This window comes from Burkholderia sp. AU44665 (assembly GCF_030504405.1).
In the GTDB taxonomy this organism is placed as follows: domain Bacteria; phylum Pseudomonadota; class Gammaproteobacteria; order Burkholderiales; family Burkholderiaceae; genus Burkholderia; species Burkholderia semiarida.
Map to the genome: position 1 here is coordinate 673,017 of NZ_JAUJRI010000002.1, position 23,164 is coordinate 696,180.

The 23,164-nt window shown below is 65.9% G+C and carries 23 protein-coding genes; 13 read left to right on the plus strand and 10 right to left on the minus strand.

The window, feature by feature from the left end:
* Window positions 1–5 precede the first annotated feature (5 nt).
* From QZM15_RS08250 to QZM15_RS08290, 9 genes are all read left to right on the plus strand, one after another.
* Window positions 6–557: a TlpA disulfide reductase family protein gene (locus QZM15_RS08250; RefSeq protein WP_059638048.1), complete on the plus strand. Its 552-nt coding sequence runs from the start codon at window positions 6–8 to the stop codon at window positions 555–557.
* 194 nt (window positions 558–751) lie between these two features.
* A complete protein-coding gene (aroQ, locus tag QZM15_RS08255) occupies window positions 752–1,204 on the plus strand; it encodes a type II 3-dehydroquinate dehydratase (RefSeq protein ID WP_040143361.1) in 453 nt (150 codons plus the stop codon).
* Window positions 1,205–1,270: 66 nt separating this feature from the next.
* A complete protein-coding gene (gene accB / locus QZM15_RS08260; RefSeq protein WP_059638044.1) occupies window positions 1,271–1,744 on the plus strand; it encodes an acetyl-CoA carboxylase biotin carboxyl carrier protein in 474 nt (157 codons plus the stop codon).
* Between the two features lie 85 nt (window positions 1,745–1,829).
* Window positions 1,830–3,197 carry an acetyl-CoA carboxylase biotin carboxylase subunit gene (gene accC / locus QZM15_RS08265; protein WP_059638042.1) on the plus strand — a complete coding sequence of 456 codons (1,368 nt, stop codon included), beginning with the start codon at window positions 1,830–1,832 and terminating at the stop codon, window positions 3,195–3,197.
* 2 nt (window positions 3,198–3,199) lie between these two features.
* On the plus strand, window positions 3,200–4,102 hold the full coding sequence (gene prmA, locus QZM15_RS08270) for a 50S ribosomal protein L11 methyltransferase (protein ID WP_099316055.1): 903 nt from the start codon (window positions 3,200–3,202) through the stop codon (window positions 4,100–4,102).
* Between the two features lie 45 nt (window positions 4,103–4,147).
* Window positions 4,148–5,569, plus strand: a complete 1,422-nt coding sequence (locus QZM15_RS08275; protein ID WP_302106167.1) for a zinc-ribbon and DUF3426 domain-containing protein — start codon at window positions 4,148–4,150, stop codon at window positions 5,567–5,569.
* A 71-nt stretch (window positions 5,570–5,640) separates the two neighbouring features.
* On the plus strand, window positions 5,641–6,144 hold the full coding sequence (gene tpx / locus QZM15_RS08280) for a thiol peroxidase (protein WP_050013872.1): 504 nt from the start codon (window positions 5,641–5,643) through the stop codon (window positions 6,142–6,144).
* Window positions 6,145–6,229: 85 nt separating this feature from the next.
* Entirely contained in the window at window positions 6,230–7,168 is a 939-nt protein-coding gene (locus tag QZM15_RS08285; RefSeq protein ID WP_059580925.1) for a carbohydrate kinase family protein, read from the plus strand.
* A 19-nt stretch (window positions 7,169–7,187) separates the two neighbouring features.
* Window positions 7,188–7,661 (plus strand): glycine zipper 2TM domain-containing protein, encoded by a 474-nt coding sequence (locus QZM15_RS08290; RefSeq protein WP_059580922.1) that lies wholly within the window; start codon window positions 7,188–7,190, stop codon window positions 7,659–7,661.
* A 242-nt stretch (window positions 7,662–7,903) separates the two neighbouring features.
* On the opposite strand, the gene QZM15_RS08295 is transcribed toward QZM15_RS08290, so the two are convergent.
* The 7 genes from QZM15_RS08295 to ccsA all read right to left on the minus strand — a co-directional run bounded on the left by QZM15_RS08295 (window position 7,904) and on the right by ccsA (window position 15,835).
* Window positions 7,904–8,551, minus strand: a complete 648-nt coding sequence (locus QZM15_RS08295; protein ID WP_081059044.1) for a histone H1-like DNA-binding protein — start codon at window positions 8,549–8,551, stop codon at window positions 7,904–7,906.
* 28 nt (window positions 8,552–8,579) lie between these two features.
* Window positions 8,580–8,906 carry a hypothetical protein gene (locus QZM15_RS08300; RefSeq protein ID WP_081059043.1) on the minus strand — a complete coding sequence of 109 codons (327 nt, stop codon included), beginning with the start codon at window positions 8,904–8,906 and terminating at the stop codon, window positions 8,580–8,582.
* A gap of 82 nt (window positions 8,907–8,988) precedes the next feature.
* A complete protein-coding gene (locus QZM15_RS08305) occupies window positions 8,989–10,200 on the minus strand; it encodes a ribonucleotide-diphosphate reductase subunit beta (RefSeq protein WP_006476978.1) in 1,212 nt (403 codons plus the stop codon).
* Window positions 10,201–10,565: 365 nt separating this feature from the next.
* On the minus strand, window positions 10,566–13,580 hold the full coding sequence (locus tag QZM15_RS08310; protein ID WP_059580916.1) for a ribonucleoside-diphosphate reductase subunit alpha: 3,015 nt from the start codon (window positions 13,578–13,580) through the stop codon (window positions 10,566–10,568).
* A gap of 452 nt (window positions 13,581–14,032) precedes the next feature.
* A complete protein-coding gene (gene ampD / locus QZM15_RS08315) occupies window positions 14,033–14,623 on the minus strand; it encodes a 1,6-anhydro-N-acetylmuramyl-L-alanine amidase AmpD (RefSeq protein ID WP_059580913.1) in 591 nt (196 codons plus the stop codon).
* The gene (locus tag QZM15_RS08320) at window positions 14,620–14,928 is read right to left on the minus strand and encodes a PP0621 family protein (protein ID WP_060965545.1); all 309 of its coding nucleotides are present in this window, start codon (window positions 14,926–14,928) and stop codon (window positions 14,620–14,622) included. Before QZM15_RS08320 ends, ampD begins: the two co-directional genes overlap by 4 nt.
* 13 nt (window positions 14,929–14,941) lie before the next feature.
* Window positions 14,942–15,835: an inner membrane protein YpjD gene (ccsA, locus tag QZM15_RS08325; protein WP_059580909.1), complete on the minus strand. Its 894-nt coding sequence runs from the start codon at window positions 15,833–15,835 to the stop codon at window positions 14,942–14,944.
* 89 nt (window positions 15,836–15,924) lie between these two features.
* On the opposite strand from ccsA, the gene ffh reads away from it, so the two are divergent.
* Both ffh and QZM15_RS08335 read left to right on the plus strand, forming a co-directional pair.
* Window positions 15,925–17,292: a signal recognition particle protein gene (gene ffh / locus QZM15_RS08330; RefSeq protein ID WP_059580906.1), complete on the plus strand. Its 1,368-nt coding sequence runs from the start codon at window positions 15,925–15,927 to the stop codon at window positions 17,290–17,292.
* Window positions 17,293–17,386: 94 nt separating this feature from the next.
* On the plus strand, window positions 17,387–17,938 hold the full coding sequence (locus QZM15_RS08335; RefSeq protein ID WP_059580903.1) for a hypoxanthine-guanine phosphoribosyltransferase: 552 nt from the start codon (window positions 17,387–17,389) through the stop codon (window positions 17,936–17,938).
* Between the two features lie 92 nt (window positions 17,939–18,030).
* On the opposite strand, the gene QZM15_RS08340 is transcribed toward QZM15_RS08335, so the two are convergent.
* Together QZM15_RS08340 and QZM15_RS08345 are read right to left on the minus strand one after the other, a co-directional pair.
* Window positions 18,031–18,633 (minus strand): MarC family protein, encoded by a 603-nt coding sequence (locus QZM15_RS08340; RefSeq protein WP_059638023.1) that lies wholly within the window; start codon window positions 18,631–18,633, stop codon window positions 18,031–18,033.
* Between the two features lie 20 nt (window positions 18,634–18,653).
* Entirely contained in the window at window positions 18,654–20,390 is a 1,737-nt protein-coding gene (locus QZM15_RS08345) for a proline--tRNA ligase (RefSeq protein WP_059580899.1), read from the minus strand.
* Between the two features lie 228 nt (window positions 20,391–20,618).
* Here QZM15_RS08345 and QZM15_RS08350 point away from each other — a divergent pair, with 228 nt between their 5' ends.
* Together QZM15_RS08350 and QZM15_RS08355 are read left to right on the plus strand one after the other, a co-directional pair.
* Entirely contained in the window at window positions 20,619–21,263 is a 645-nt protein-coding gene (locus tag QZM15_RS08350) for an RNA pyrophosphohydrolase (RefSeq protein WP_059580896.1), read from the plus strand.
* A 13-nt stretch (window positions 21,264–21,276) separates the two neighbouring features.
* Complete coding sequence (locus QZM15_RS08355; RefSeq protein WP_059580894.1) at window positions 21,277–21,885, plus strand: CNP1-like family protein; 609 nt, start codon at window positions 21,277–21,279, stop codon at window positions 21,883–21,885.
* A gap of 96 nt (window positions 21,886–21,981) precedes the next feature.
* Here QZM15_RS08355 and proB read toward each other — a convergent pair whose 3' ends face one another.
* Window positions 21,982–23,100: a glutamate 5-kinase gene (gene proB / locus QZM15_RS08360; RefSeq protein ID WP_059580892.1), complete on the minus strand. Its 1,119-nt coding sequence runs from the start codon at window positions 23,098–23,100 to the stop codon at window positions 21,982–21,984.
* Window positions 23,101–23,164: the final 64 nt, after the last annotated feature.

Sequence of the window (23,164 nt, forward strand, 5' to 3'; positions counted from 1 at the left end):
CAACGATGATGATGAAACGCATGTTGGCGCTCGCGGTGGTCGCGGCCGCCGCCGTTGCCGGCGGGATCGCCGCCGGCCACTGGTTCCGCGGCACGACCGACGACGGCGTCGCCGTCGCCGCGCCGGCCGCCCACGGCAGTCCGGTCGACCAGCTGTGGGCGTCGTCGCTCACCGGCGTCGACGGCAAGCCGGCCACGCTGGCCGCCTTCAAGGGCCAGAAAGTCGTCGTCAATTTCTGGGCGTCGTGGTGCGGCCCGTGCGTCGAGGAGATGCCCGAGCTCGTCGCGCTGTCGCATCAGTACAAGCAGAAAGGCATCCGCTTCGTCGGAATCGGCGTGGATTCCGAGCAGAACGTGAAGAATTTCCTGCAGAAGGTGAAGGTCGATTACCCGGTCTTCGTCAGCGGCTATGCGGGCGCCGATCTGGCCCGCAATTTCGGAAATACCGCCGGCGCGCTGCCGTTTACCGTCGTCATCGACGAAACCGGCAAGATCCGCGAGACAAAATTAGGACAAATCCAGCCGGCCGAGCTGAAAAAGACGCTCGACGCGCTGTAATCCGCGCAAGCGGCGGCCTGCGCGTTCGTGGTGATTTGCCGTTCATTCGCCGCAATTTCGCGTGAATTCGCCGATACTTTGCATCCGCACCGGTAATTCTTGCGGGTCCGACGCGTCTGGCCGTTCGGCAAAACTAGACAAATTTCTCTAAATAGCGCTAAAGTTCGCGCAATTCCGCAGAAATAGAAGCGACCATGACACGATTGCTGGTGTTGCACGGCCCCAACCTGAACCTTCTCGGCACCCGGGAACCGGAGGTGTACGGCCGCGTCACGCTCGCGCAGATCGATCAGGCGCTTGCCGCGCGCGCCCAGGAGGCCGGCGCCGAACTGTCGTCGTTCCAGAGCAACCATGAAGGTGCGCTGGTCGACCGCATCCAGGCCGCGCGGGAGGAACAGACCGACTTCATCCTGATCAACCCGGCCGCGTACACGCATACGAGCGTTGCGATCCGGGACGCGATCGCCGGCGTTGGCATTCCGTTCGTCGAGGTTCACCTGTCGAACGTGCATCGCCGCGAAGCGTTCAGGCACCACTCCTACTTTTCCGACCAGGCCGAAGGCGTGATCTGCGGGCTCGGCTGGAAAGGTTATCTGTACGCGCTCGAGTACGCGCTGGACAAGCTGCAAGGCGCGTCGCGCGGCTGATTTCGCGATCTAGATTCAGCGCCGGCCGCTCACCGGCGCTTTCACGTATTGAAAGGGGAATTCCCGATGGATCTTCGTAAGCTGAAAACTCTGATCGACCTCGTTTCCGAATCCGGCATCTCCGAGCTGGAAGTGACGGAAGGCGAAGGCAAGGTGCGTATCGTCAAGAACGCGCCGCCGGTCTACGTGCAGCCGACGGCTGGGTATGCCCCGCAAGTCAGCGCGCCCGCGCCGTCGGCCGCGCTGCCGGCCGAAGGCGCCGCCGCGCCGGCCGCCGGCGCTGCAGCCGCACCGGCCGCTCCGCAGGGCCACGTCGTGACGTCGCCGATGGTCGGCACGTTCTATCGCGCGCCGTCGCCGGGCGCCGACCCGTTCGTGCAGGCCGGCGACACGGTCAAGGAAGGCCAGACGATCTGCATCATCGAAGCGATGAAGCTGCTCAACGAGATCGAGTCGGACAAGGCCGGCGTGATCAAGGAAATCCTCGTCGAGAACGGCCAGGCCGTCGAATACGGCCAGCCGCTTTTCGTGATCGGCTAAGCCCGCCGCGCGGCCCAGCCGGCCGCGCGCCGCCGATGCTCGCCAGGCGCCGTTCGCGCGCCCCTCGAAGAGACGAATACTCGCTATGTTTGAAAAAATCCTCATTGCCAACCGCGGTGAAATCGCGCTGCGCATCCAGCGTGCGTGCCGCGAACTCGGCGTCAAGACGGTGGTCGTCTACTCGGAAGCCGACAAGGAAGCCAAGTACGTGCGCCTCGCGGACGAAGCCGTCTGCATCGGCCCGGCCCCGTCGAACCTGAGCTACCTGAACATGCCGGCGCTGATCAGCGCCGCGGAAGTCACCGATGCCGAGGCGATCCACCCCGGCTACGGCTTCCTGTCGGAGAACGCCGATTTCGCGGAGCGCGTCGAGCAGTCGGGCTTCACGTTCATCGGCCCGCGTCCGGAAACGATCCGCATGATGGGTGACAAGGTCACCGCGAAGCAGACGATGATCAAGACCGGCGTGCCGTGCGTGCCGGGCTCGGAAGGCGCGTTGCCGGACGATCCGAAGGAGATCGTCAAGATTGCGCGCGCGATCGGCTATCCGGTCATCATCAAGGCGGCAGGCGGCGGCGGCGGGCGCGGGATGCGCGTCGTGCACACCGAAGCCGCGCTCGTCAACGCGGTCAACATGACCCGCGAGGAAGCCGGCCGTGCGTTCGGCAACCCGCAGGTGTACATGGAGAAGTTCCTCGAGAACCCGCGCCACATCGAGATCCAGGTGCTGTCGGACGCGCACAAGAACGCGATCTGGCTCGGCGAGCGCGACTGCTCGATGCAGCGCCGCCACCAGAAGGTGATCGAGGAAGCGCCGGCGCCCGGCATTCCGCGCCGCCTGATCGACCGCATCGGCGACCGCTGCGCGGACGCGTGCAAGAAGATGGGCTACCTCGGTGCGGGCACGTTCGAATTCCTGTACGAGAACGGTGAGTTCTACTTCATCGAGATGAACACGCGCGTGCAGGTCGAGCATCCGGTATCGGAGCTGATCACGGGCGTCGACATCGTGCAGGAACAGATCCGCATCGCGGCCGGCGAGAAGCTCGCGCTGCGCCAGCGCGACATCCAGTTCCGCGGGCATGCGATCGAATGCCGGATCAACGCCGAAGATCCGTTCAAGTTCACGCCGTCGCCGGGCCGGATCACGTCGTGGCATACGCCGGGCGGCCCCGGCGTGCGCGTCGATTCGCACGCGTACAATGGTTATTTCGTCCCGCCGAACTACGATTCGATGATCGGCAAGCTGATCACCTACGGCGCGACGCGCGAACAGGCGATCCGCCGGATGCGCATCGCGCTGTCGGAAATGGTCGTCGAAGGCATCCAGACCAACATCCCGCTGCACCGCGAGCTGATGATCGACTCGAAGTTCGTCGAAGGCGGCACCAGCATCCACTACCTCGAAAACCGGCTCGCGCAGAAGCAGCAGGTCGCACCGGAAGAAGCGTAAGCATGAGTTATCGCGAACTCGTCGTCGAACTGGCCCGCGAGCATGCGGAGGCCCTGTCCGACGCGCTGCTCGAGCTCGGCGCGCTGTCGGTGTCCGTCGAGGACGCCGACGCCGACACGCCCGACGAACAGCCGCTCTTCGGCGAGCCGGGCCTCGTGCCCGATCGCACCGCGTGGCAGCGCTCGCGCGTGGTCGCGCTGCTGTCGGCCGACCACGAGCCGGCCGTGCTGCTCGCGGCGGCCGCGAACGAGATCGGCATCGCCGAGACGCCGAAGTTCGTCGTGCGCGAAGTCGAGGAGCAGGACTGGGTGCGGCTCACGCAGTCGCAGTTCGAGCCGATCCCGATCGGCGAGCGGATCTGGGTCGTGCCGTCGTGGCACGACGCGCCCGATCCCGATGCGCTCGTCCTCGAGCTCGATCCCGGCCTCGCGTTCGGCACCGGCAGCCACCCCACTACCCGGCTGTGCATGGAATGGCTCGAGCAGTCGGTGAAGCCGGGCCAGTCGGTGCTCGACTACGGCTGCGGCTCGGGCATCCTCGCGATCTTGGCGAAGAAATGCGGTGCGAACCCCGTGATCGGCATCGACATCGATCCGCAGGCGGTCGAATCGGCGCGCCAGAACAGCGAACGCAACCGCGCGGAAGTCACGTACGGGCTGCCCGACGCCTGCCCGGACGGCGAATTCGACATCGTCGTCGCGAACATCCTGTCGAACCCGCTGAAGCTGATGGCCTCGATGCTCGCGTCGAAGGTCAAGCCGGGCGGGCGCATCGCGCTGTCCGGCGTGCTCGCGCGCCAGGCCGACGAAGTGGCGGCCGTCTATGCGCGCTACGTCGACATCTCGGTCTGGCGCGAGCACGAAGGTTGGGTATGCCTCGCCGGAACCCGCCGCGAAAGCCATTAGAATAGCGCTGTCCTTCACTCTGGCCAGCAGGCCGCCCGGCTCGACATGCTTCTTGCGACGCGCTGCCCTCATTGCGAAACCGTCTTCCGGCTGCAGCAGGAACAGCTCTCGCTGCACCACGGGCTCGTGCGCTGCGGGCATTGCCACGAAGTCTTCAACGCCGCCGAATCGCTCGTTCCCGAGTACGCGCGGCAGCCCGAGCCGGCCTTGACCGAACCGGCTGCCGCGCCGCAGGGCGGCGACGCACGCCAGCAAGCCGCCCCGGCGCGGCTGTTCACCTCCGACGCGCCGCCCGAATTGCCGACCGGCGCCGATTACAAGCCGGAAGGCTGGGACATGTGGGCGCCGTGGCTCGACGGCGGCGTCGATCCGTCGCTGCAGCACAGCGCCGTGACCGTGCGCACCGAACCGCTGATACCGCTCGCGCTTCCGTCCACGGAAGCCGGCGTCGTCCATCTGTCGGGTACGCCCGAGCCGTTCGCGTCGTCTCCGGCCGAACTCGATGCCTCGGCAGCCGTCGAGCAACCGGCCGAACCGCATTCGCCGCAACCGCACGAACCGCACGAAACCGGGGAAGCCGCGTCGTCGCCCGCGCCCGTCGAGCGCGATCCGCGCGAGCCGCGCTTCGTCGCTCACCTGCCGCCCGAAACGGAAACCGCCGCCGAACCGGTCGAGCCCGTCGTGCCCGCGCACTTCGCGGCGCCCGACGACGAACGCGCGCCGCGCGAACCGCGCTTTGCGTTCAGGCCCGCGCCCGCCGTTACCGAAACCGAAACCGCATCGGAACCCGATACCTTCTCCCGGCACGACAAGGCCCCGACGACAGCAGCGGCCGACGAACCGATCATCCAGCCAGACGCCCAGCCGGCCGTCCAACCGGCCGTCCAACTGGCCGTCCAACCGGCCGTCCCGTTCCCCGCCGCACCGACCGATGACGATCGTCCACACTTCGCCGTCACGCGCGAGACGCGCGCGCCGCAGCGGCGCGGGATGCTCGGCGGCTTTTTCGGCGGCCTCGTCGCGGCCGCGCTGGTCGCGCTGCTCGCCGCGCAACTGGCGTGGTGGCAGCGCGAAACGCTGATGATCTCCTGGCCCGCCACGCAGGGCTGGTTCCGGCAGGCGTGCGCGCCGCTCGGCTGCACGGTCGCGCCGCCGCGCGCGATCGACGGATTGCGGCTCGACGCGACCGACCTGCGCCAGCTCGACGGCCCGCGCGAGCTCGAACTGAAGGTGCCGCTGACGAACCGCTACCGCGTCGCGCTCGCGTACCCGTCGCTCGAACTCACGCTGCTCGACGACACCAACCACGTCACCGTGCGCCGCGTGCTCGCGCCGCGCGACTACGTGCGCCCGGGCACGCCGATCGACGCCGGGCTGCCGCCCGGCACGACGCAGACGATGGTCGTCCGCCTCGAAACGAACGGCACGCCGGCCTCGAATTTCCGCGTCCAGATCTTTTATCCGTGACGCGCCGCGGCGCGCTTGCGCGCCCGTCTCAACCCGCGCGCCCGAGCGGCGCGCTATTTCGGAGCACGAACATGAGCAAAGTTACGCTGGGTGGCAACCCGATCGATCTCGCCGGCACGTTCCCGGCTGTCGGCGCGCAAGCCGCCGATTTCAAGCTGGTCGGCAAGGATCTCGCCGATCTGACGCTCGCCAGCTTCGCCGGCAAGCGCAAGGTGCTGAACATCGTGCCGAGCCTCGACACGCCGACCTGCGCGACGTCCACCCGCAAGTTCAACGAAGCCGCGTCGTCGCTCGACAACACGGTCGTGATCGTCGTGTCCGCCGACCTGCCGTTCGCCGCCACGCGCTTCTGCACGACCGAAGGCCTCGCGAACGTCGTGACGGCATCGACGTTCCGCACCGGCCGCGCATTCGCGAACGCGTACGGCGTCGACGTGACGAGCGGCCCGCTGAACGGCCTGACCGCGCGTGCGGTGGTGGTGCTCGACGCGCAGGACAAGGTGATCCACGCGGAACTCGTCGGCGAAATCAAGGACGAGCCGAACTACGATGCAGCGCTCGCCGCACTGAAGTAAGCTTTCTTCCGCTTTCCCCTGCCGCGCCGCGCCCTTCGCGCGGCGTTGTCGCGCAGGGCCCCTCATTTCTACAGGAACGCACACCTTGGCTACGCTGATTTGCGGCTCGATCGCCTACGACTCCATCATGACCTTCGAAGGGCGGTTCCGCGAGCACATCCTGCCCGACCAGGTGCACCTCATCAACCTGAGCTTCCTCGTGCCGACGATGCGCCGCGAATTCGGCGGCTGTGCGGGCAACATCGCGTACGCGCTGCACCTGCTCGGCGGCGATGCGCGCATCATGGCCACGATGGGCGCGTTCGACGCGCAGCCGTATCTCGACCGGTTCGACCAGCTCGGCCTGCGCCGCGACCATGTGCGCGTGCTGCCCGATACGTACACCGCGCAGGCGATGATCACAACCGATCTCGACAACAACCAGATCACCGCATTCCACCCGGGCGCGATGATGCAGTCGCACCTGAACCATGCGGGCGACGCGCCGGACATCAAGCTCGCGATCGTCGGCCCGGACGGTTTCGACGGAATGGTGCAGCACGTGGAAGAACTCGCCCGCGCCGGTGTGCCGTTCGTGTTCGATCCGGGCCAGGGCCTGCCGCTGTTCGACGGTGCGACGCTGCGCCGCAGCATTGAACTTGCGACCTATGTAGCGGTCAACGACTACGAGGCCAAGCTGGTGAGCGACAAGACGGGATGGTCCGAAGACGAAATCGCCAGTCGGGTCGACGCTCTCGTCATTACGCGCGGCGAGCACGGCGCGACCATCCGCCACAAGCAGGGCACGGAGCAGATTCCGGTCGTGCCGGCCGAGCGCATCGCCGATCCGACCGGCTGCGGCGACGCCTTCCGGGGCGGCTTGCTGTACGGCATCGAGCACGGTCTCGACTGGGCAACCACGGGCCGCCTCGCGAGCCTGTTGGGCTCGCTCAAGATCGCTCATCAAGGGCCCCAGACTTACGTACTGACGCGCGAGGAAATCGACGCACGCTTCGAGACTGCATTCGGTTACAGTCTCAAATGAATATTGTGGGAGAGCAAAGATGTTGACCAGAAAAACCCTCACGCTCGCGGCCATGCTGACGGCCACGCTGACCCTCGCCGGCTGCTTCACGGCACCCGGTTCGGCGGATGTCTATAGCGTCGGCCAGGCGCAGCGCGAACAAACTGTCCGCATGGGCACGGTCGAAAGCGTCCGCGCGGTGCGCATCCAGTCCGACGGCGGCGGCAGCGCGATCGGCACGCTCGGCGGCGGCGCACTCGGTGCGGTCGCGGGCAGCGCGATCGGCGGCGGCAAAGGTTCGATCCTGACGGCGATCGCCGGCGGCCTCGTCGGTGCGGTCGCGGGCAACGCGGTCGGCGAAAACCTCAGCACGGCGAACGGTGTCGAAATCACCGTGCGTCTCGACAACGGCGACCTGCGCTCGATCACGCAGGCAGCGAGCGGCGAAGCGTTCCGCGCCGGCGAGCGCGTACGCCTGCTGTCGAGCGGCGGCGTCACGCGCGTCACGCACTAACCGATATCCTCAGCACGCGGCGCAAGCCGCGGTCGAACGCATGTGCGAAGCCGCGCATGCGTTTTTTTTCGTCCGCCCGTTTTCGTCCGCGCTCGCGTCGGCCCGCCGATCGATGACCCATACGGACGAATACGGACGAAAAAAATCCCGCCACCTGAGCTGAGCCAGATGGCGGGACTGATTGAGTAGCGCTACTCAACCCACGGACACATGAGTGTCCGGGTGATGCTGCTCAGCCGCGATTACGGACGGCTGCCGGTCGGGAACGGCCATGCTGCTGCCGGGTTGAGCGCGGTCTTCACGCCCGATGCCGGCGCAACCGATGCGGTCGACGCGGTCGTTGCCGGCGCGGCCTTCTTCACGACGGCCTTCTTCGGGGCAGCAGCCTTCTTCGCCGGTGCGGCAGCCGTCTTCGCAGGGGCAGCCTTCTTGGCGGGCGCAGCCTTCTTCGCGGCAGCCTTCTTCGCCGGTGCGGCCTTCTTCGCGGCAGCCTTCTTCGCGGGCGCGGCCTTCTTCGCAGCAGCCTTCTTCGCCGGTGCGGCCTTCTTCGCGGCAACCTTCTTCACCGCGACTTTCTTGGCTGCAACCTTCTTCGCGGCGGCCTTCTTGGCCGGTGCTGCCTTCTTTGCAGCAACCTTCTTCACCGCGACCTTCTTCGCTGCGACTTTCTTGGCTGCAACCTTCTTCGTTGCGACCTTCTTGGCTGCAACCTTCTTTGCAGCGGCCTTCTTCGCCGGTGCTGCCTTCTTCGCGGCAACCTTCTTCACCGCGACCTTCTTCGCGGCAACCTTCTTCACCGCGGCCTTCTTCGCCGGAGCAGCAGCCTTCTTCGCAACGGTCTTCTTTGCAGCAACCTTCTTAGCAGCCGGTTTCTTCTTGGCAGTAGCCATGTTGTTCTCCTTCAGGTTCAGATGAGAGTCAGTTCAAACTACACCCTTCGTCAAAACCCGCTTCCCGCGGACGCTGTTCAGGACGTGCGCTTCGAAGCGGGCTATTCATCGGCGTACGCAGATACCGCGCGCTTACGCTAATGAATACGGTATGGCGCGCGTGACCACCCGGCCTCGCGCGCCAAATCAAGTCGGTAGCCGGCGCACCTCGCGCCGCTACCCCTAATCGCTTGATCAAGCGGACCGCCACACGGCCGTCCGCTTTTTCCGGAGGGAAGTTTGCCCATCCCACTGAAGGGTTCGCAAAGTGCCTGTCGTATCGTTGGGCCGCTAAGGCACCGGGCATGCTTTGCATCAGGCGTTCTTGCTCCTAAACCTTGGGCCGGGGCCGAGAGGCCACCGGCTGCTCCATCATGTAACGGGTTCGCTGCTGCGGGTTATTCCCAGGACAGCGCGCCCCCCGTCTGATACTCGATCACACGCGTCTCGAAGAAGTTGCGTTCCTTCTTCAGGTCGATCATCTCGCTCATCCACGGGAACGGGTTTTCCTCGTTCGGGAACAGCGGGTCGAGGCCGATCTGCTGGCAACGGCGGTTGCTGATGAAGCGCAGATAGCTCTTGAACATCGACGCGTTCAAACCCAGCACGCCGCGCGGCATCGTGTCCTCGGCGTAGCGGTATTCGAGTTCGACAGCCTGCTTGAACAGCTCGCGGATCTCGGCGCGGAATTCCGCGGTCCAGAGATGCGGGTTCTCGAGCTTGATCTGGTTGATCAGGTCGATGCCGAAGTTGCAGTGCATCGACTCGTCGCGCAGGATGTACTGATATTGCTCTGCAGCACCCGTCATCTTGTTCTGGCGGCCGAGTGCGAGGATCTGCGTAAACCCGACATAGAAGAACAGGCCTTCCATGATGCAGGCGAACACGATCAGCGACTTCAGCAGCTTCTGATCCGCTTCGAGCGTGCCGGTCTTGAAGGCCGGGTCCGTCAGCGTATGAATGAACGGGATCAGGAATTCGTCCTTCGCGCGGATCGACGTGACCTCGTGATACGCGTTGAAGATCTCGCCTTCGTCGAGGCCGAGCGATTCGACGATGTATTGGTACGCGTGCGTGTGGATCGCTTCCTCGAACGCCTGGCGCAGCAGGAACTGCCGGCACTCGGGCGCCGTGATGTGGCGGTACGTGCCGAGCACGATGTTGTTCGCCGCGAGCGAATCGGCCGTCACGAAGAAGCCGAGGTTGCGCTTCACGATGCGGCGCTCGTCCTCGGTCAGACCGTTCGGGTCCTTCCACAGTGCGATGTCGCGGGACATGTTGATTTCCTGCGGCATCCAGTGGTTCGCGCAACCGGCCAGATACTTTTCCCACGCCCACTTGTACTTGAACGGCACCAGCTGATTGACGTCAGTCTGGCCGTTGATGATGCGCTTGTCGGCGACATTGACCCGCGCTTCCGTACCGCCGGCGGGAACAGCCGATGCTTGCGGCGGCACCGCAAGATCGCCTTCGAAAATGTCACGGACCTGATGGGCGGCAGGCGTTGCAGCCTGCATTCCGACAGCCATCCCGGCGGAGGTGCGCATCGCGTTTTGCTGCGCTCCGCTCGCGGGGGTTACGGCAGTCTTCTCGTCATCCCAGTTGAGCATAAATTCTCACCATCAATTTAGAACGGTTTGTACCATCTTTTCCTGAGCGATAAAAGGGTTCGCTCACGAAAAATCCTTTTTTCGATTCGCGTTGCGACCTCGATACAACACTTTGAGCAACGCATCGTCATTCATGCAGCGCGCGACGTGAGTCGCGCTTGTATCGCGAGGTGCGCTCGACGCGTCGAACGCTGATCGAAACGCGACGTCGTCGGGGCTGTTTCGATCGCTTGTCACTGCCTGCAACGCAGGTGTCGCGTTACAGATTCCTTATCATTTTTTTAGTTGAGAGCGGCGCACACTTCAACCTCGATCGGTCGTCGTGCGCGCCGCCCAGGCCTGCTTCTCAGGTCAGGCGCACTGCGTTACTGGCACGCTTCGCACTCGTCGAAGCCGGGGTCGCCCGGACGCATCGTGCACACCGGACCGTCTGCTTCCACCGGCGCGAGCGCCGGCGCCGCGTTGACCGTACCCGACGATGCAGCGCCGCCTGCCGCACCGAAGCCGCCCGCCGCGCCTTGCGCGCCGCCGCTGCCCGAACCGCCTGCACCGCCGCTGCCCGCACCGCCCGTCGGCACCGCGTTCAGCGCGCCGTGCGCGACCGTCGACTTCTCGACGTGCGTCGCCGCCATCGTACGGAGGTAGTAGGTCGTCTTCAGGCCGCGCAGCCATGCGAGCTTGTACACCTCGTCGAGCTTCTTGCCCGACGCGCCGCCCATGTAGATGTTCAGCGACTGCGCCTGGTCGATCCACTTCTGGCGACGCGATGCCGCTTCGACCAGCCACGTCGGGTCGACCTCGAACGCGGTCGCGTAGATCGCGCGCAGGTCGGCCGGGATGCGGTCGATGCGCGACAGCATGCCGTCGAAGTACTTCAGGTCGGCGACCATCACTTCGTCCCACAGGCCGCGCTCCTTCAGGTCACGGACGAGATATTCGTTCACCACCGTGAATTCGCCCGACAGGTTCGACTTCACGTACAGGTTCTGGAAGGTCGGCTCGATACAGGCCGACACGCCGATGATGTTCGAGATCGTCGCCGTCGGCGCGATCGCGACGCAGTTCGAGTTGCGCATGCCGTGCGTGGCGATCCGCGCACGCAGCGTCGTCCAGTCGAGCGATTCCGACGTGTCGACCTCGACGTAGCCGCCGCGCGCTTCCGTCAGCAGCTTCAGCGTGTCCTGCGGGAGGATGCCGCGATCCCACAGCGAGCCGCGGTAGCTCGAGTAGCGGCCGCGCTCCTCGGCCAGCTCGGTCGACGCGTAGTACGCGTAGTAGCAGACGGCTTCCATCGAACGGTCGGCGAACTCGACCGCCGCTTGCGACGCGTACGGCGTGCGCAGCAGGTGCAGGCAGTCCTGGAAGCCCATGATGCCCATGCCGACCGGGCGGTGCTTCAGGTTCGAGTTACGCGCCTTCGGCACCGCGTAGTAGTTGATGTCGATCACGTTGTCGAGCATGCGCATCGCGACGCTGATCGTGCGCTTGAGCTTGTCGTGGTCGAGCGCGTAGCTGCCGTCGGCCTGCTTCACCAGGTGGGCGACGAGGTTCACCGAGCCGAGGTTGCACACCGCGATTTCGGTGTCGCTCGTGTTCAGCGTGATTTCCGTGCACAGGTTCGACGAGTGGACGACGCCGACGTGCTGCTGCGGCGAGCGCACGTTGCACGGATCCTTGAACGTGATCCACGGGTGGCCCGTCTCGAACAGCATGCCGAGCATCTTGCGCCAGAGCTGCTGCGCCGGGATCTTCTTGAACAGCTTGATCTCGCCGCGCGCGACCTTGTCTTCGTAAGCCGTGTAAGCCGCCTCGAATTCCGCGCCGAACTTGTCGTGCAGGTCCGGGCAGGTCGACGGCGAGAACAGCGTCCAGTCGGCGCCTTCCATCACGCGCTTCATGAACAGGTCGGGAATCCAGTTCGCCGTGTTCATGTCGTGCGTGCGGCGGCGATCGTCGCCGGTGTTCTTGCGCAGCTCGAGGAACTCCTCGATGTCGAGGTGCCACGATTCGAGGTACGCGCAGACCGCGCCCTTGCGCTTGCCGCCCTGGTTCACCGCGACGGCCGTGTCGTTCACGACCTTCAGGAACGGGACCACGCCTTGCGACTTGCCGTTCGTGCCCTTGATATGCGAGCCGAGTGCGCGCACGCGCGTCCAGTCGTTGCCGAGGCCGCCGGCGAACTTCGACAGCAGCGCGTTTTCCTTCAGCGCTTCATAGATGCCGTCGAGATCGTCCGCGACCGTCGTCAGGTAGCACGACGACAGCTGCGAGCGGTGCGTGCCCGAGTTGAACAGCGTCGGCGTCGAGCTCATGAAGTCGAAGCTCGACAGCACGTTGTAGAACTCGATCGCGCGCGTTTCGCGGTCGATCTCGTTCAGCGACAGGCCCATCGCGACGCGCATGAAGAATGCCTGCGGCATTTCGATGCGGGTGCCTTCGACGTGCAGGAAGTAGCGGTCGTACAGCGTCTGCAGGCCGAGGTAGCCGAACTGCAGGTCGCGGTTCGCGTCGAGCGCTTCGCCGAGGCGCTTCAGGTCGAACTGCAGCAGCTTGTCGTCGAGCAGGCCGGCGTCCACGCCGCGCTTCAGGAACTGCGGGAAGTATTCGGCGTAGCGGGTCGACATCTCGGCCTGCACGACTTCCTCGCCGAGGATCTCGCGACGGATCGTGTGCAGCAGGATGCGGGCCGTGACCTGGCTGTATGCCGGATCCTTTTCGATCATCGTGCGCGCCGCGAGGATCGCCGAGTCGTAGACCTGGCTCATCGGCACGCCGTCGTACAGGTTCTTCACCGTCTCCGCGACGATCGGGTCAGGGTTAACCGCAGCGCCGAGGCCGTCGCACGCCGACACGATCAGCGCGCGCAGCGCGTTCAGGTCGAGCGGGCGCGTGACGCCGTTGTCGACGACGTTGATGCCGGTGGTCGACTCGCCGCCCGCTGCCGCCGCTTCCTCGCCCGCATGCTGGCGCTCGAGGTGACGCTTCTCGCGGTACAGCACGTACGCACGCGCGACGTTGTGCTCGCCGCCGCGCATCAGCGCGAGTTCGACCTGATCCTGGATGTCTTCGATATGGAACGTACCGCCGTTCGGGCGGCTGCGCACGAGCGCGCGAACGACGTTGTGCGTCAGTTGCTCGACCTGCTCGCGTACGCGCGCCGATGCCGCGCCCTGCCCGCCATTGACGGCCAGGAAAGCCTTGGTCACCGCGATCGCGATCTTCGAGGGTTCGAACGACACCACGCTGCCGTTGCGGCGGATCACCTTGTAGTCGGCGAACGTGGCCTGCGGCGCGAGCGCCTTCGCGCCCTGTTCGGTCCCGCCGAGCGGACGGCTCGAGGCGCTCTCGTACTGGGACGTCGCGTTGTCGGTGGTTTGCATGTGCAAAGCTCCTGGTGTTGGATGGTGCGGAGAGAACCGCGGATTAAAACGAACGCTGCGCAATGCGGTGCGCGAGCGGTAAGAGGCGAGCGATGCGCCGGGGAAGCCGGTTCGGTCGATGCGCGACAACCCGGCCGGTCGTGTGCTTCGTCATGTGTACCCTGCCCCGTCGATGTTCGCTGCGCTGGTCGCGACGCCCGGACCGCCCGGCCTGACGCGCCGCCTTGAGAACCCTGTCCGCCGACGTTGCCCGCCGGCCGGTGCCGCTCGGGTTTTCCCCTGCGACACACACTATATCTAGTACAGAACCGCTCAACTGGCACCAAGTATAGTGGACATTCGGAGGACGTCCAAACGGATAATTTGCGATAGAGGTCTTGACATCGCTCACGCGCAGACACGGCAAGGCATTGGTCGGAGAAAAAACTTTCTCCGATCAAAAAACCCCGCGATCAGTGCTGACGGAAAGGAAAGTATTCGGCGGAAAAACCGGCATCGCTCGCGAAGCGTTGCCAATCGAAATGCGGGCCCGGGTCGGTCTTGCGGCCCGGCGCGACGTCCGAATGCCCGGCGAACGCATCGACCGGGTAGCGCGCGGCGAGCGCGCGCGAGAGCGCGGCGAGCACCGCGTATTGCGCATCGTCGAACGGCACGTCGTCGGCCCCCTCGAGCTCGATGCCGATCGAGAAGTCGTTGCAGCGCGTGCGGCCGAAGAACTCGGACGAGCCCGCATGCCATGCGCGCTCGTCGCACGACACGAACTGCACGAGCTCGCCGCCGCGACGGATCAGGAAATGGGCTGACACGCGCACGCCGCGCAGGTGGCTCTGGTAATAGGGGTGCGCATCGCAGTCGAGACGATTCAGGAACAGCGCCTCGATCGCGTCGCCGCCGAATTCGCCGGGCGGCAGGCTGATGTTGTGGACGACCACGAGCGTCGGCACCGCACCCGCGGGCCGCGCCTCGAAGTTCGGCGACGGCGCATGGCGCGCTTCGCGCACCCAGCCGTTCGCGTCGACCGACAACACCGGCGCGTCGCTCATCGGGCGTCGCGGCCGTTCACGCGCGCGGCGTGGCGCTGCGCATGCTCGGCGCTGCAGAAGTATTCGCCGCTCGCGGCGATGGCATCGCCCTTCGGCGCATGCACGCCGCACTCGGCGCAGCGCACCATCGGTTCGGGCAGCGAGCGTGCATCGCCGTTCGGGCGCGCGGCACCGGCGCCGGGCGCACCGCCGTTACCGGCGCCGCGACCGGCGCGCGCCTGCGCCTGTTCCTGCGCGTGGCGCAGCTTGCGCGCGAGCCACGAACCCGCGAAGAAGAGAAGAATCAGGAGAAGAATCTGTCGCATCGGAAACCTGCGGTCAAACCACGGAGCGGTGCAGCAGCACCTCGAAAACGAACCGGCTGCCGACATACGCGAGCAGCAGCGCGGCGAACGACACGAGCACCCAGCGCGCGGCCCCGCGGCCACGCCAGCCCGACGTCTTGCGGGCGACCAGCAGGCCGCCGAACATCAGCCACGACAGGATCGCGAACACCGTCTTGTGATCGAGCCGCAACGCGCGCGCGTCGACCTGCTCGCTGAACAGGATGCCCGACGCGAGCGTCAGCGTCAGCAGCACGAAGCCGGCGCCGATCAGGCGGAACAGCAGCTTCTCGAGCGTGAGCAGCGGCGGCAGCGTTTCGAGCCAGCTCGCGATCCAGCCCGTCGAGCCGTCGCGCCCGCCGCTCCTGAGCGACTGCAGACGCCGCTCGACCATCAGCATCAGGATCGCGTGCAGCGCGGCGATCGCGAAGAGGCCGTACGCGATGTTCGCGATCAGGAAATGCAGCTTGAACAGCGGCGCCGCGGCATAGGGCAGCACCCGCACGCCGCCGAATATCAGCGGCAGCAGCGACGCGCCGCACGCGAGCGGCAGCACCAGCAGGCGCAGGCTGTCGAGCGGGAAGAAGAAGCTCTCGATCCAGTAGATACCGGCGCCGAGCCAGAACATCGCGGACAGCGCGAACGCGAAGCCGAACACCATCGCGTCGTTCGGAAAGATCGTCATGTGCAGCAGCACGCCGTGCGCGACCAGCGCGGCGAACAGCAGCGCGCGGCCGGCCCCGCTCATCCCGGACGCGGCGGACGCCGGGACCGGCACGGCCGGCACGCTCGCGACGAGCGGCGTCGCACCCTGGCGGTGCGCACGCCAGCCTGCGACGGCGAGGCCGCCGTACAGGAATGCGGTGAGGGCATACAGTACAATATCCATGTTCGAAGTTTACACTAGGCCCCCTCCCCGCGACGGCTCCCTTTGTTCGGTTCCGCCGCGCCTTCGGGCCCCACTGTCCATCGCTCCCCATGCTCGACAATCTCACTCAACGGATGGCGCGCGTCGTCAAGACGCTGCGCGGCGAGGCCCGGCTCACCGAGGCGAATACGCAGGAGATGCTCCGCGAGGTGCGTCTCGCGCTGCTGGAAGCCGACGTGTCGCTGCCGGTCGTCCGCGAATTCATCGCCAAGGTCAAGGAAAAGGCGCTCGGCGAAGAGGTGATCAGCAGCCTGTCGCCGGGCCAGGCGCTCGTCGGCGTGGTCCAGAAGGAACTCACCGCCGTGATCGGCGGCGATTACGAAGGCAAGGCCGCCGAGCTGAACCTCGCGGTCACGCCGCCCGCGGTGATCCTGATGGCCGGCCTGCAGGGCGCGGGCAAGACCACGACCGCCGGCAAGCTCGCGAAGCTGCTGCGCGAGAAGTACAAGAAGAAGGTGCTGACCGTGTCGTGCGACGTGTATCGCCCGGCCGCGATCATGCAGCTGAAAACGGTGAGCGAACAGGTCGGCGCCGATTTCTTCCCGTCCACGCCGGACCAGAAGCCCGTCGACATCGCGCTCGCGGCCGTCGACTGGGCGAAGCGCCACTACCATGACGTGCTGATCGTCGACACGGCCGGCCGCCTCGGCATCGACGAGGCGATGATGCAGGAAATCGCCGCGCTGCACGGCGTGCTGAAGCCGGCCGAAACGCTGTTCGTCGTCGACGCGATGCTCGGCCAGGACGCGGTCAACACCGCGAAGGCGTTCAACGACACGCTGCCGCTCACTGGCGTCGTACTCACCAAGCTCGACGGCGACTCGCGCGGCGGCGCCGCGCTGTCGGTGCGGCACATCACGGGCAAGCCGATCAAGTTCGTCGGCGTCGCCGAGAAGCTCGACGGCCTCGAGGTGTTCCACCCCGACCGGATGGCGAACCGGATCCTCGGCATGGGCGACATCCTCGCGCTCGTCGAGGAGGCGCAGCGCGGCGTCGACGTCCAGGCCGCGCAGAAGCTCGCCGACAAGGTCAAGAAAGGCGGCGACTTCGACCTGAACGATTTCCGCGCGCAGATCTCGCAGATGAAGAACATGGGCGGCCTGTCGTCGCTGATGGACAAACTGCCCGCGCAGTTCCAGCAGGCGGCGGCCGGCGCCGACATGGGCCAGGCCGAGAAGTCGATCCGCCGGATGGAAGGCATCATCAGCTCGATGACGCCCGCCGAGCGCGCGAAACCCGAAATCATCAAGGCGACGCGCAAGCGCCGCATTGCAGCCGGCGCGGGCGTGCCGGTGCAGGAAGTCAACCGGATGCTGAACCAGTACGACCAGATGCGTACGATGATGAAGAAGCTGAAGGGCGGCAACATGCAGAAGATGATGCGCGGGCTGAAGGGCATGATGCCCGGCATGCGCTGATTTCGCCCGTCGGCCGGCGCGCGGGTTTTTGCCGTAGCGCGCGCCGGCCGTTCTGCTTCATCCTTATTTGTATACCGACTGCCCGCCAGAACACATGAACCGCGAAGAAGCCCTCCACATTTTCGACCACTCCGAAGAGATCGTCTCGGCCGACGCCGTCAACGCGTCGATCTCGAAGATGGCCGACGCGATCCGCGCCGAGATCGGCGACGCGTTCCCGCTCGTTCTCTCGGTGATGGGCGGCGCCGCGGTGTTTACCGGGATGCTGCTGCCGCATCTCGATTTCCCGCTCGAATTCGACTACATCCACCTGACCCGCTACCGCAACACGACGCAGGGCAGCCCGGAGATGCACTGGCGCGTCGCACCGCGCGAATCGGTGAAGGACCGCATCGTGCTCGTACTCGACGACATCCTCGACGAAGGCGAGACGATGGCCGCGATCCGCGACCGCATCCTCGACATGGGCGCGAAGCGCTTCATGTCCGCCGTGCTGTGCGAGAAGACGCTCACGAAGGCGAAACCGCTGCACCCCGACTTCTGCGGCTTCTCGGTGCCGGACCGCTACGTGTTCGGCTGCGGGATGGACGCGAAGGGCTACTGGCGCAACCTGCCGACGATCCGCGCGCTGACCGCGAACGTCTGATCGCCGCGCTGTCCGCCATATACCCGCCATATAAATAGAAAGCGGCGCGCCGGTTGCCCGGAGCGCCGCTTTTTTGTTTCCGCACCGCCTGCTTATAACTGGTGCACGAACGCGCGGATGCCGGCCAGCAGCATCTCGACCGAGATCGCGACGAGCACGAGCCCCATCAGCCGCTCGAACGCCGCGACCGTCCGCTCGCCGAGCCACTGCTGGATCCGTTCGGCCAGCACCAGCGTGATCGCGCAGACGAGCATCGTGACCGTCAGCGCGCCGACCCACTCGAGCATCTTGCCGGGCGCCTGCGACGTCATCAGCATCACCGTCGCGAGCGCGGACGGCCCCGCCAGCGCCGGAATCGCGAGCGGCACGATGAACGGCTCGCCGCCCGCGCGCGGATCGCTGCCCAGCGCGCCGTCCGGATGCGGGAAGATCATCCGCAGCGCGATCAGGAACAGCACGATCCCGCCGCCGAGCCGCAGCGACAGGTCGGTGAGGCTCATCATCCGCAGAAAGCGATCGCCGACCAGCATGAAGAACAGCAGGATCACGAACGCGATCCCTACTTCGCGCAGGATCAGCTTCACGCGCCGCTCGCGCGGCACATCCCGCATCGCCGAAATGAACAGCGGGATGTTGCCGAGCGGGTCCGTGATCAGCACGAGGAGCACGGTGGCGGACAGGAACGTGTATTCCATCGTGTCCCCGGTCGCCGCGCTCAGTGCGCGAGCGCGGCGCGGATCTTCTCGGCGACCGTCGCCGCGGCCGCGTCGGCCGGCAGCAGCGTCGCTTCGGCGTCGCGGCGGCCCTGGTATTCGACCTTGCCTTCCTTCAGGCCGCGCTCGCCGATCACGAGACGATGCGGCACGCCGATCAGCTCCCAGTCGGCGAACATCACGCCCGGGCGCTCGCCGCGATCGTCGAGGATCACGTCGATGCCGGCGGCGACGAGTTCCGCGTACAGCTTGTCGGCCGTCTCGCGCACCATGTCGCTGCGGTCGTAGCCCATCGGGCACAGCACGACCTCGAACGGCGCGATCGACTCGGGCCAGATGATGCCGCGGTCGTCGAAGTTCTGCTCGATCGCCGCACCGAGGATACGCGTGATGCCGACGCCGTAGCAGCCCATCAGCATCGGCTGCGGCTTGCCCGACTCGTCGAGGAACGTCGCGCCCATCGCTTCCGAGTACTTGGTGCCGAGCTGGAACACGTGGCCGACTTCGATGCCGCGGCAGATGTCGATCACGCCCTTGCCGTCCGGCGACGGATCGCCCTTCTTCACGTTGCGCACGTCGGCGACTTCCGGTTCCGGCAGGTCGCGGCCCCAGTTCACGCCCGCGATGTGATAGTCGACCTCGTTCGCGCCGACGACGAAGTCGCTCATGTTCGCGACCGTGCGGTCGGCGATCACCTTCACCGGCTTCTTCGTGCCGACCGGGCCGAGGTAGCCCGGCGGCGTGCCGAACCACTCGACGATTTCCTGCTCGGTCGCGAAGCGGTGGTTCTTCAGGCCCGGCAGCTTCGACACCTTGATCTCGTTCAGGTCGTGATCGCCGCGCAGCATCACGAGCCAGATGGTCGGCTCGGCGCCTTCATTGTCGGTCGCGAGCACGATCGACTTGATCGTGCGCTCGAGCGGGATCGACAGCAGTTCGGCGACGGCCTCGCACTTCGCCTTGCCGGGCGTCGCGACCTTTTCCATCGTTTCGGCCGGCGCCGCGCGCTCGGCAATCAGCGGCAGCGCTTCGGCCGCCTCGACGTTCGCCGCGAATTCGGACGTCGGGCAGTACGCGATCGCGTCCTCGCCGGTGTCGGCGATCACGTGAAATTCGTGCGAGAAGTTGCCACCGATCGAGCCGCTGTCGGCCGCCACCGCGCGGAACTCGAGGCCGAGGCGCGTGAAGATGCGCACGTACGCGTCGTACATCTTGCGGTACGACTCGTTCAGGCCCGCCGCATCCTTGTCGAACGAATACGCGTCCTTCATGATGAATTCGCGGCCGCGCATCACGCCGAAGCGCGGACGGATCTCGTCGCGGAACTTCGTCTGGATCTGGTAGAAGTTCACCGGCATCTGCCGGTAGCTCTTGATCTGGTTGCGCGCGATGTCGGTGACGACTTCCTCGTGCGTCGGCCCGATCACGAAATCGTTGTCCTTGCGGTCCTTGAAGCGCAGCAACTCGGGGCCGTACTGTTCCCAGCGGCCCGATTCCTGCCACAGCTCGGCCGGCTGCACGGCCGGCATCAGCAGCTCGATGGCGCCCGCCCGGTTCATTTCCTCGCGCACGATCGCCTCGACCTTGCGAATCGAACGCAGGCCGACCGGCAAATAGTTGTAGATGCCGCCGGCGACGCGACGGATCATGCCGGCGCGGACCATCAGCTTGTGGCTGACGATCTCTGCGTCGGCGGGTGCCTCTTTCAGGGTGCCGATAAAGAAACGGGAAGCTTTCATGCGGACGGTTCCAAAAACGGCGCCCCCAGGCGGGGCGCCCGAAAAAGTTTCAAGGTGAAAAAGCTGCGCGCGGCGAACAACGAGGGACGACGATGGCGCAGACGACGTAGCAGACTAATCAGGGACAATTCAGCCGGCGTACCCCGCGCGGATTCGCTCCGTCACGGTGCGCAGCGCCCGTTATCTGTTTATAATCAAAGCAATTTTAAAGGATTCGAAGGTGGTTGTATGCTGGATCGTGAAGGCTTTCGCCCGAACGTCGGCATCATCCTCTTGAACGCGCGCAACGAGGTGTTTTGGGGCAAGCGGCTCCGCGAGCATTCCTGGCAGTTTCCTCAAGGTGGGATCAAGTACGGCGAGACCCCCATGCAGGCGATGTACCGGGAACTGCACGAGGAAACGGGCCTGCATCCGGAACACGTCAAGATAATCGGCCGCACTCGCGACTGGTTGCGTTACGAGGTGCCTGACAAGTTCATCAAACGCGAAGTACGCGGTCATTACCGCGGCCAGAAGCAGATCTGGTTCCTGCTGCGGATGGTCGGACGCGATTGCGACATTTGCTTGCGCGCGACCGATCACCCGGAGTTCGATGCGTGGCGCTGGAACGAGTACTGGGTGCCGCTCGATGCGGTGATCGAGTTCAAGCGGGATGTCTATCAGTTGGCGCTGACGGAACTGTCGCGCTTCCTGCGCCGCCCGGCGCAGCGAGCCGAGAAGCCGCGCGGGCCGCGTGTGTCGCGCTATCCGCGCGTCATCGGCGCACAGGCCCAGACGCTGACGATTGTCGACGCATCGGTAGTCTGTTCGGAGGTCGAAGTGGAAGCGAGCACGCTCGACGAGATGCCGCCCCGCGTGATCGTCGGCAAATGACGAGTTGGACTGCATGACCGGGCGCGACCTTGGTGTCGCGCCCTTTTTTTACGAGGAATGCATATTGAAAGCGATTGCTCTCGCGCTCGCATCGATCGCCGCGATGGCCGCCCTGGCCGGTTGCGCGAACTCGAAAGCGCCGTCCAACAAGGATGACAGCGAGTTCGTGTACCTGCTCGACCGGCAGGGAACCTGGAAGGAAAACGCCGTCGACACGCTGCCGCCGCTACCGCAAACGGGCGATCTGCTGCCATTCAACGTGTCGCAGAACACGCCGCTCAAGTTCTTCGTCGATGCGAAGTCGCTCGACGTCGGCACCGACGGCGTCGTGCGCTACGCCGTCGTGATCACGAGCCCGGCCGGCGCGCGCAACGTGAACTACGAAGGCATCCGCTGCGACACCTACGAATGGCGCCAGTACGCCGGCCTGAACGCGGACCACAACGGCTGGGATCGCACCGTCGAGAACGACTGGCGGCGCATCGAGAACGGCGAGTTGAACGCCTACCACTCCGCGCTCTACCAGGACTACTTCTGCTCGAACAAGATGCCCCAGGGCTCCACCCGGCAGATCCTCGAAAACATCCGGTTCCACCGCACCGCGATGACGCAGCTGCGCTGACGGCGCGCGGGGGCCCGTCGCCCGCATCGCCCCGCTGCAACGAAAAGCCCGCGCGATGCGGGCTTTTTCATTTCGACGACGAAAACCGGCTGGCGATCACACCAGCACGAGGTTGTCGCGATGAATCAGTTCGGGCTCCAGCATGTAGCCGAGCACGGCCTCGATCTCGCCGCTCGGCTTGCGGTGAATCAGCTTCGTTTCCGCGCTGCTGTAGTTCGTGAGCCCGCGCGCCACCTCGCGCCCGTCCGGGCCGACACACGCGATCACCTCGCCGCGCGCGAACGCGCCCTGCACGTCGGTGACGCCGATCGGCAGCAGGCTCTTGCCGCCGGCCGTCAGCTTCTCGACCGCGCCGGCATCGATCACGACATGGCCGCGCACCTGCAGATGATCGGCCATCCATTGCTTGCGTGCCGCCATCCGCGCGGTCCGTGCGATCAGTTGCGTGCCGATCGCCTCGCCGGCCGCCAGACGCACGAGCACGTCGGACTCCCGGCCGCTTGCGATCACGGTATTCGCGCCGCTGTGTGCCGCCCGCTTCGCCGCGAGGATCTTCGTCAGCATTCCGCCGCGGCCAAGACTCGAACCGGCCCCGCCTGCCATCGCCTCGAGCTCCGGTGCGCCCGCGTTGGCCTCGCCGACGAGCGTCGCATTCGGGTCCTTGCGCGGATCGGCCGTGAACAGCCCCGACTGGTCGGTGAGGATGATCAGTGCATCGCCTTCGATCAGGTTCGCGACGAGCGCGCCGAGCGTGTCGTTGTCGCCGAACTTGATTTCGTCGGTGACGACCGTGTCGTTCTCGTTGATGATCGGCACGACGCCGAGCCGCAGCAGCGTGAGCAGCGTCGAACGCGCGTTCAGATAGCGCTCGCGATCCGCCAGGTCGGCGTGCGTGAGCAGGATCTGCGCGGTGCGGATGCCGTGCTCGGTAAAGCGGCTTTCGTAGACTTGCGCGAGCCCCATCTGGCCGACCGCGGCCGCGGCCTGCAACTCATCGATTTCCCGCGGCCGCTTGCTCCAGCCGAGCCGCTGCATGCCTTCGGCAATCGCGCCCGAACTGACGAGCACGACTTCCTTGCCCTGCGCACGCAGCGCAGCGATCTGGGCTGCCCAGCGGCCGATTGCAGCATGATCGAGCCCCTTGCCGTCGTTGGTCACGAGGCTGGAGCCCACCTTCACCACCAATCGCTTCGAATCCGCGATGATCGAACGCATCCTGCACTGTCTCCTGTATCTGATGCCCGCCACGGCCGGGCCCGATGGAACGCCAACGCCGGGC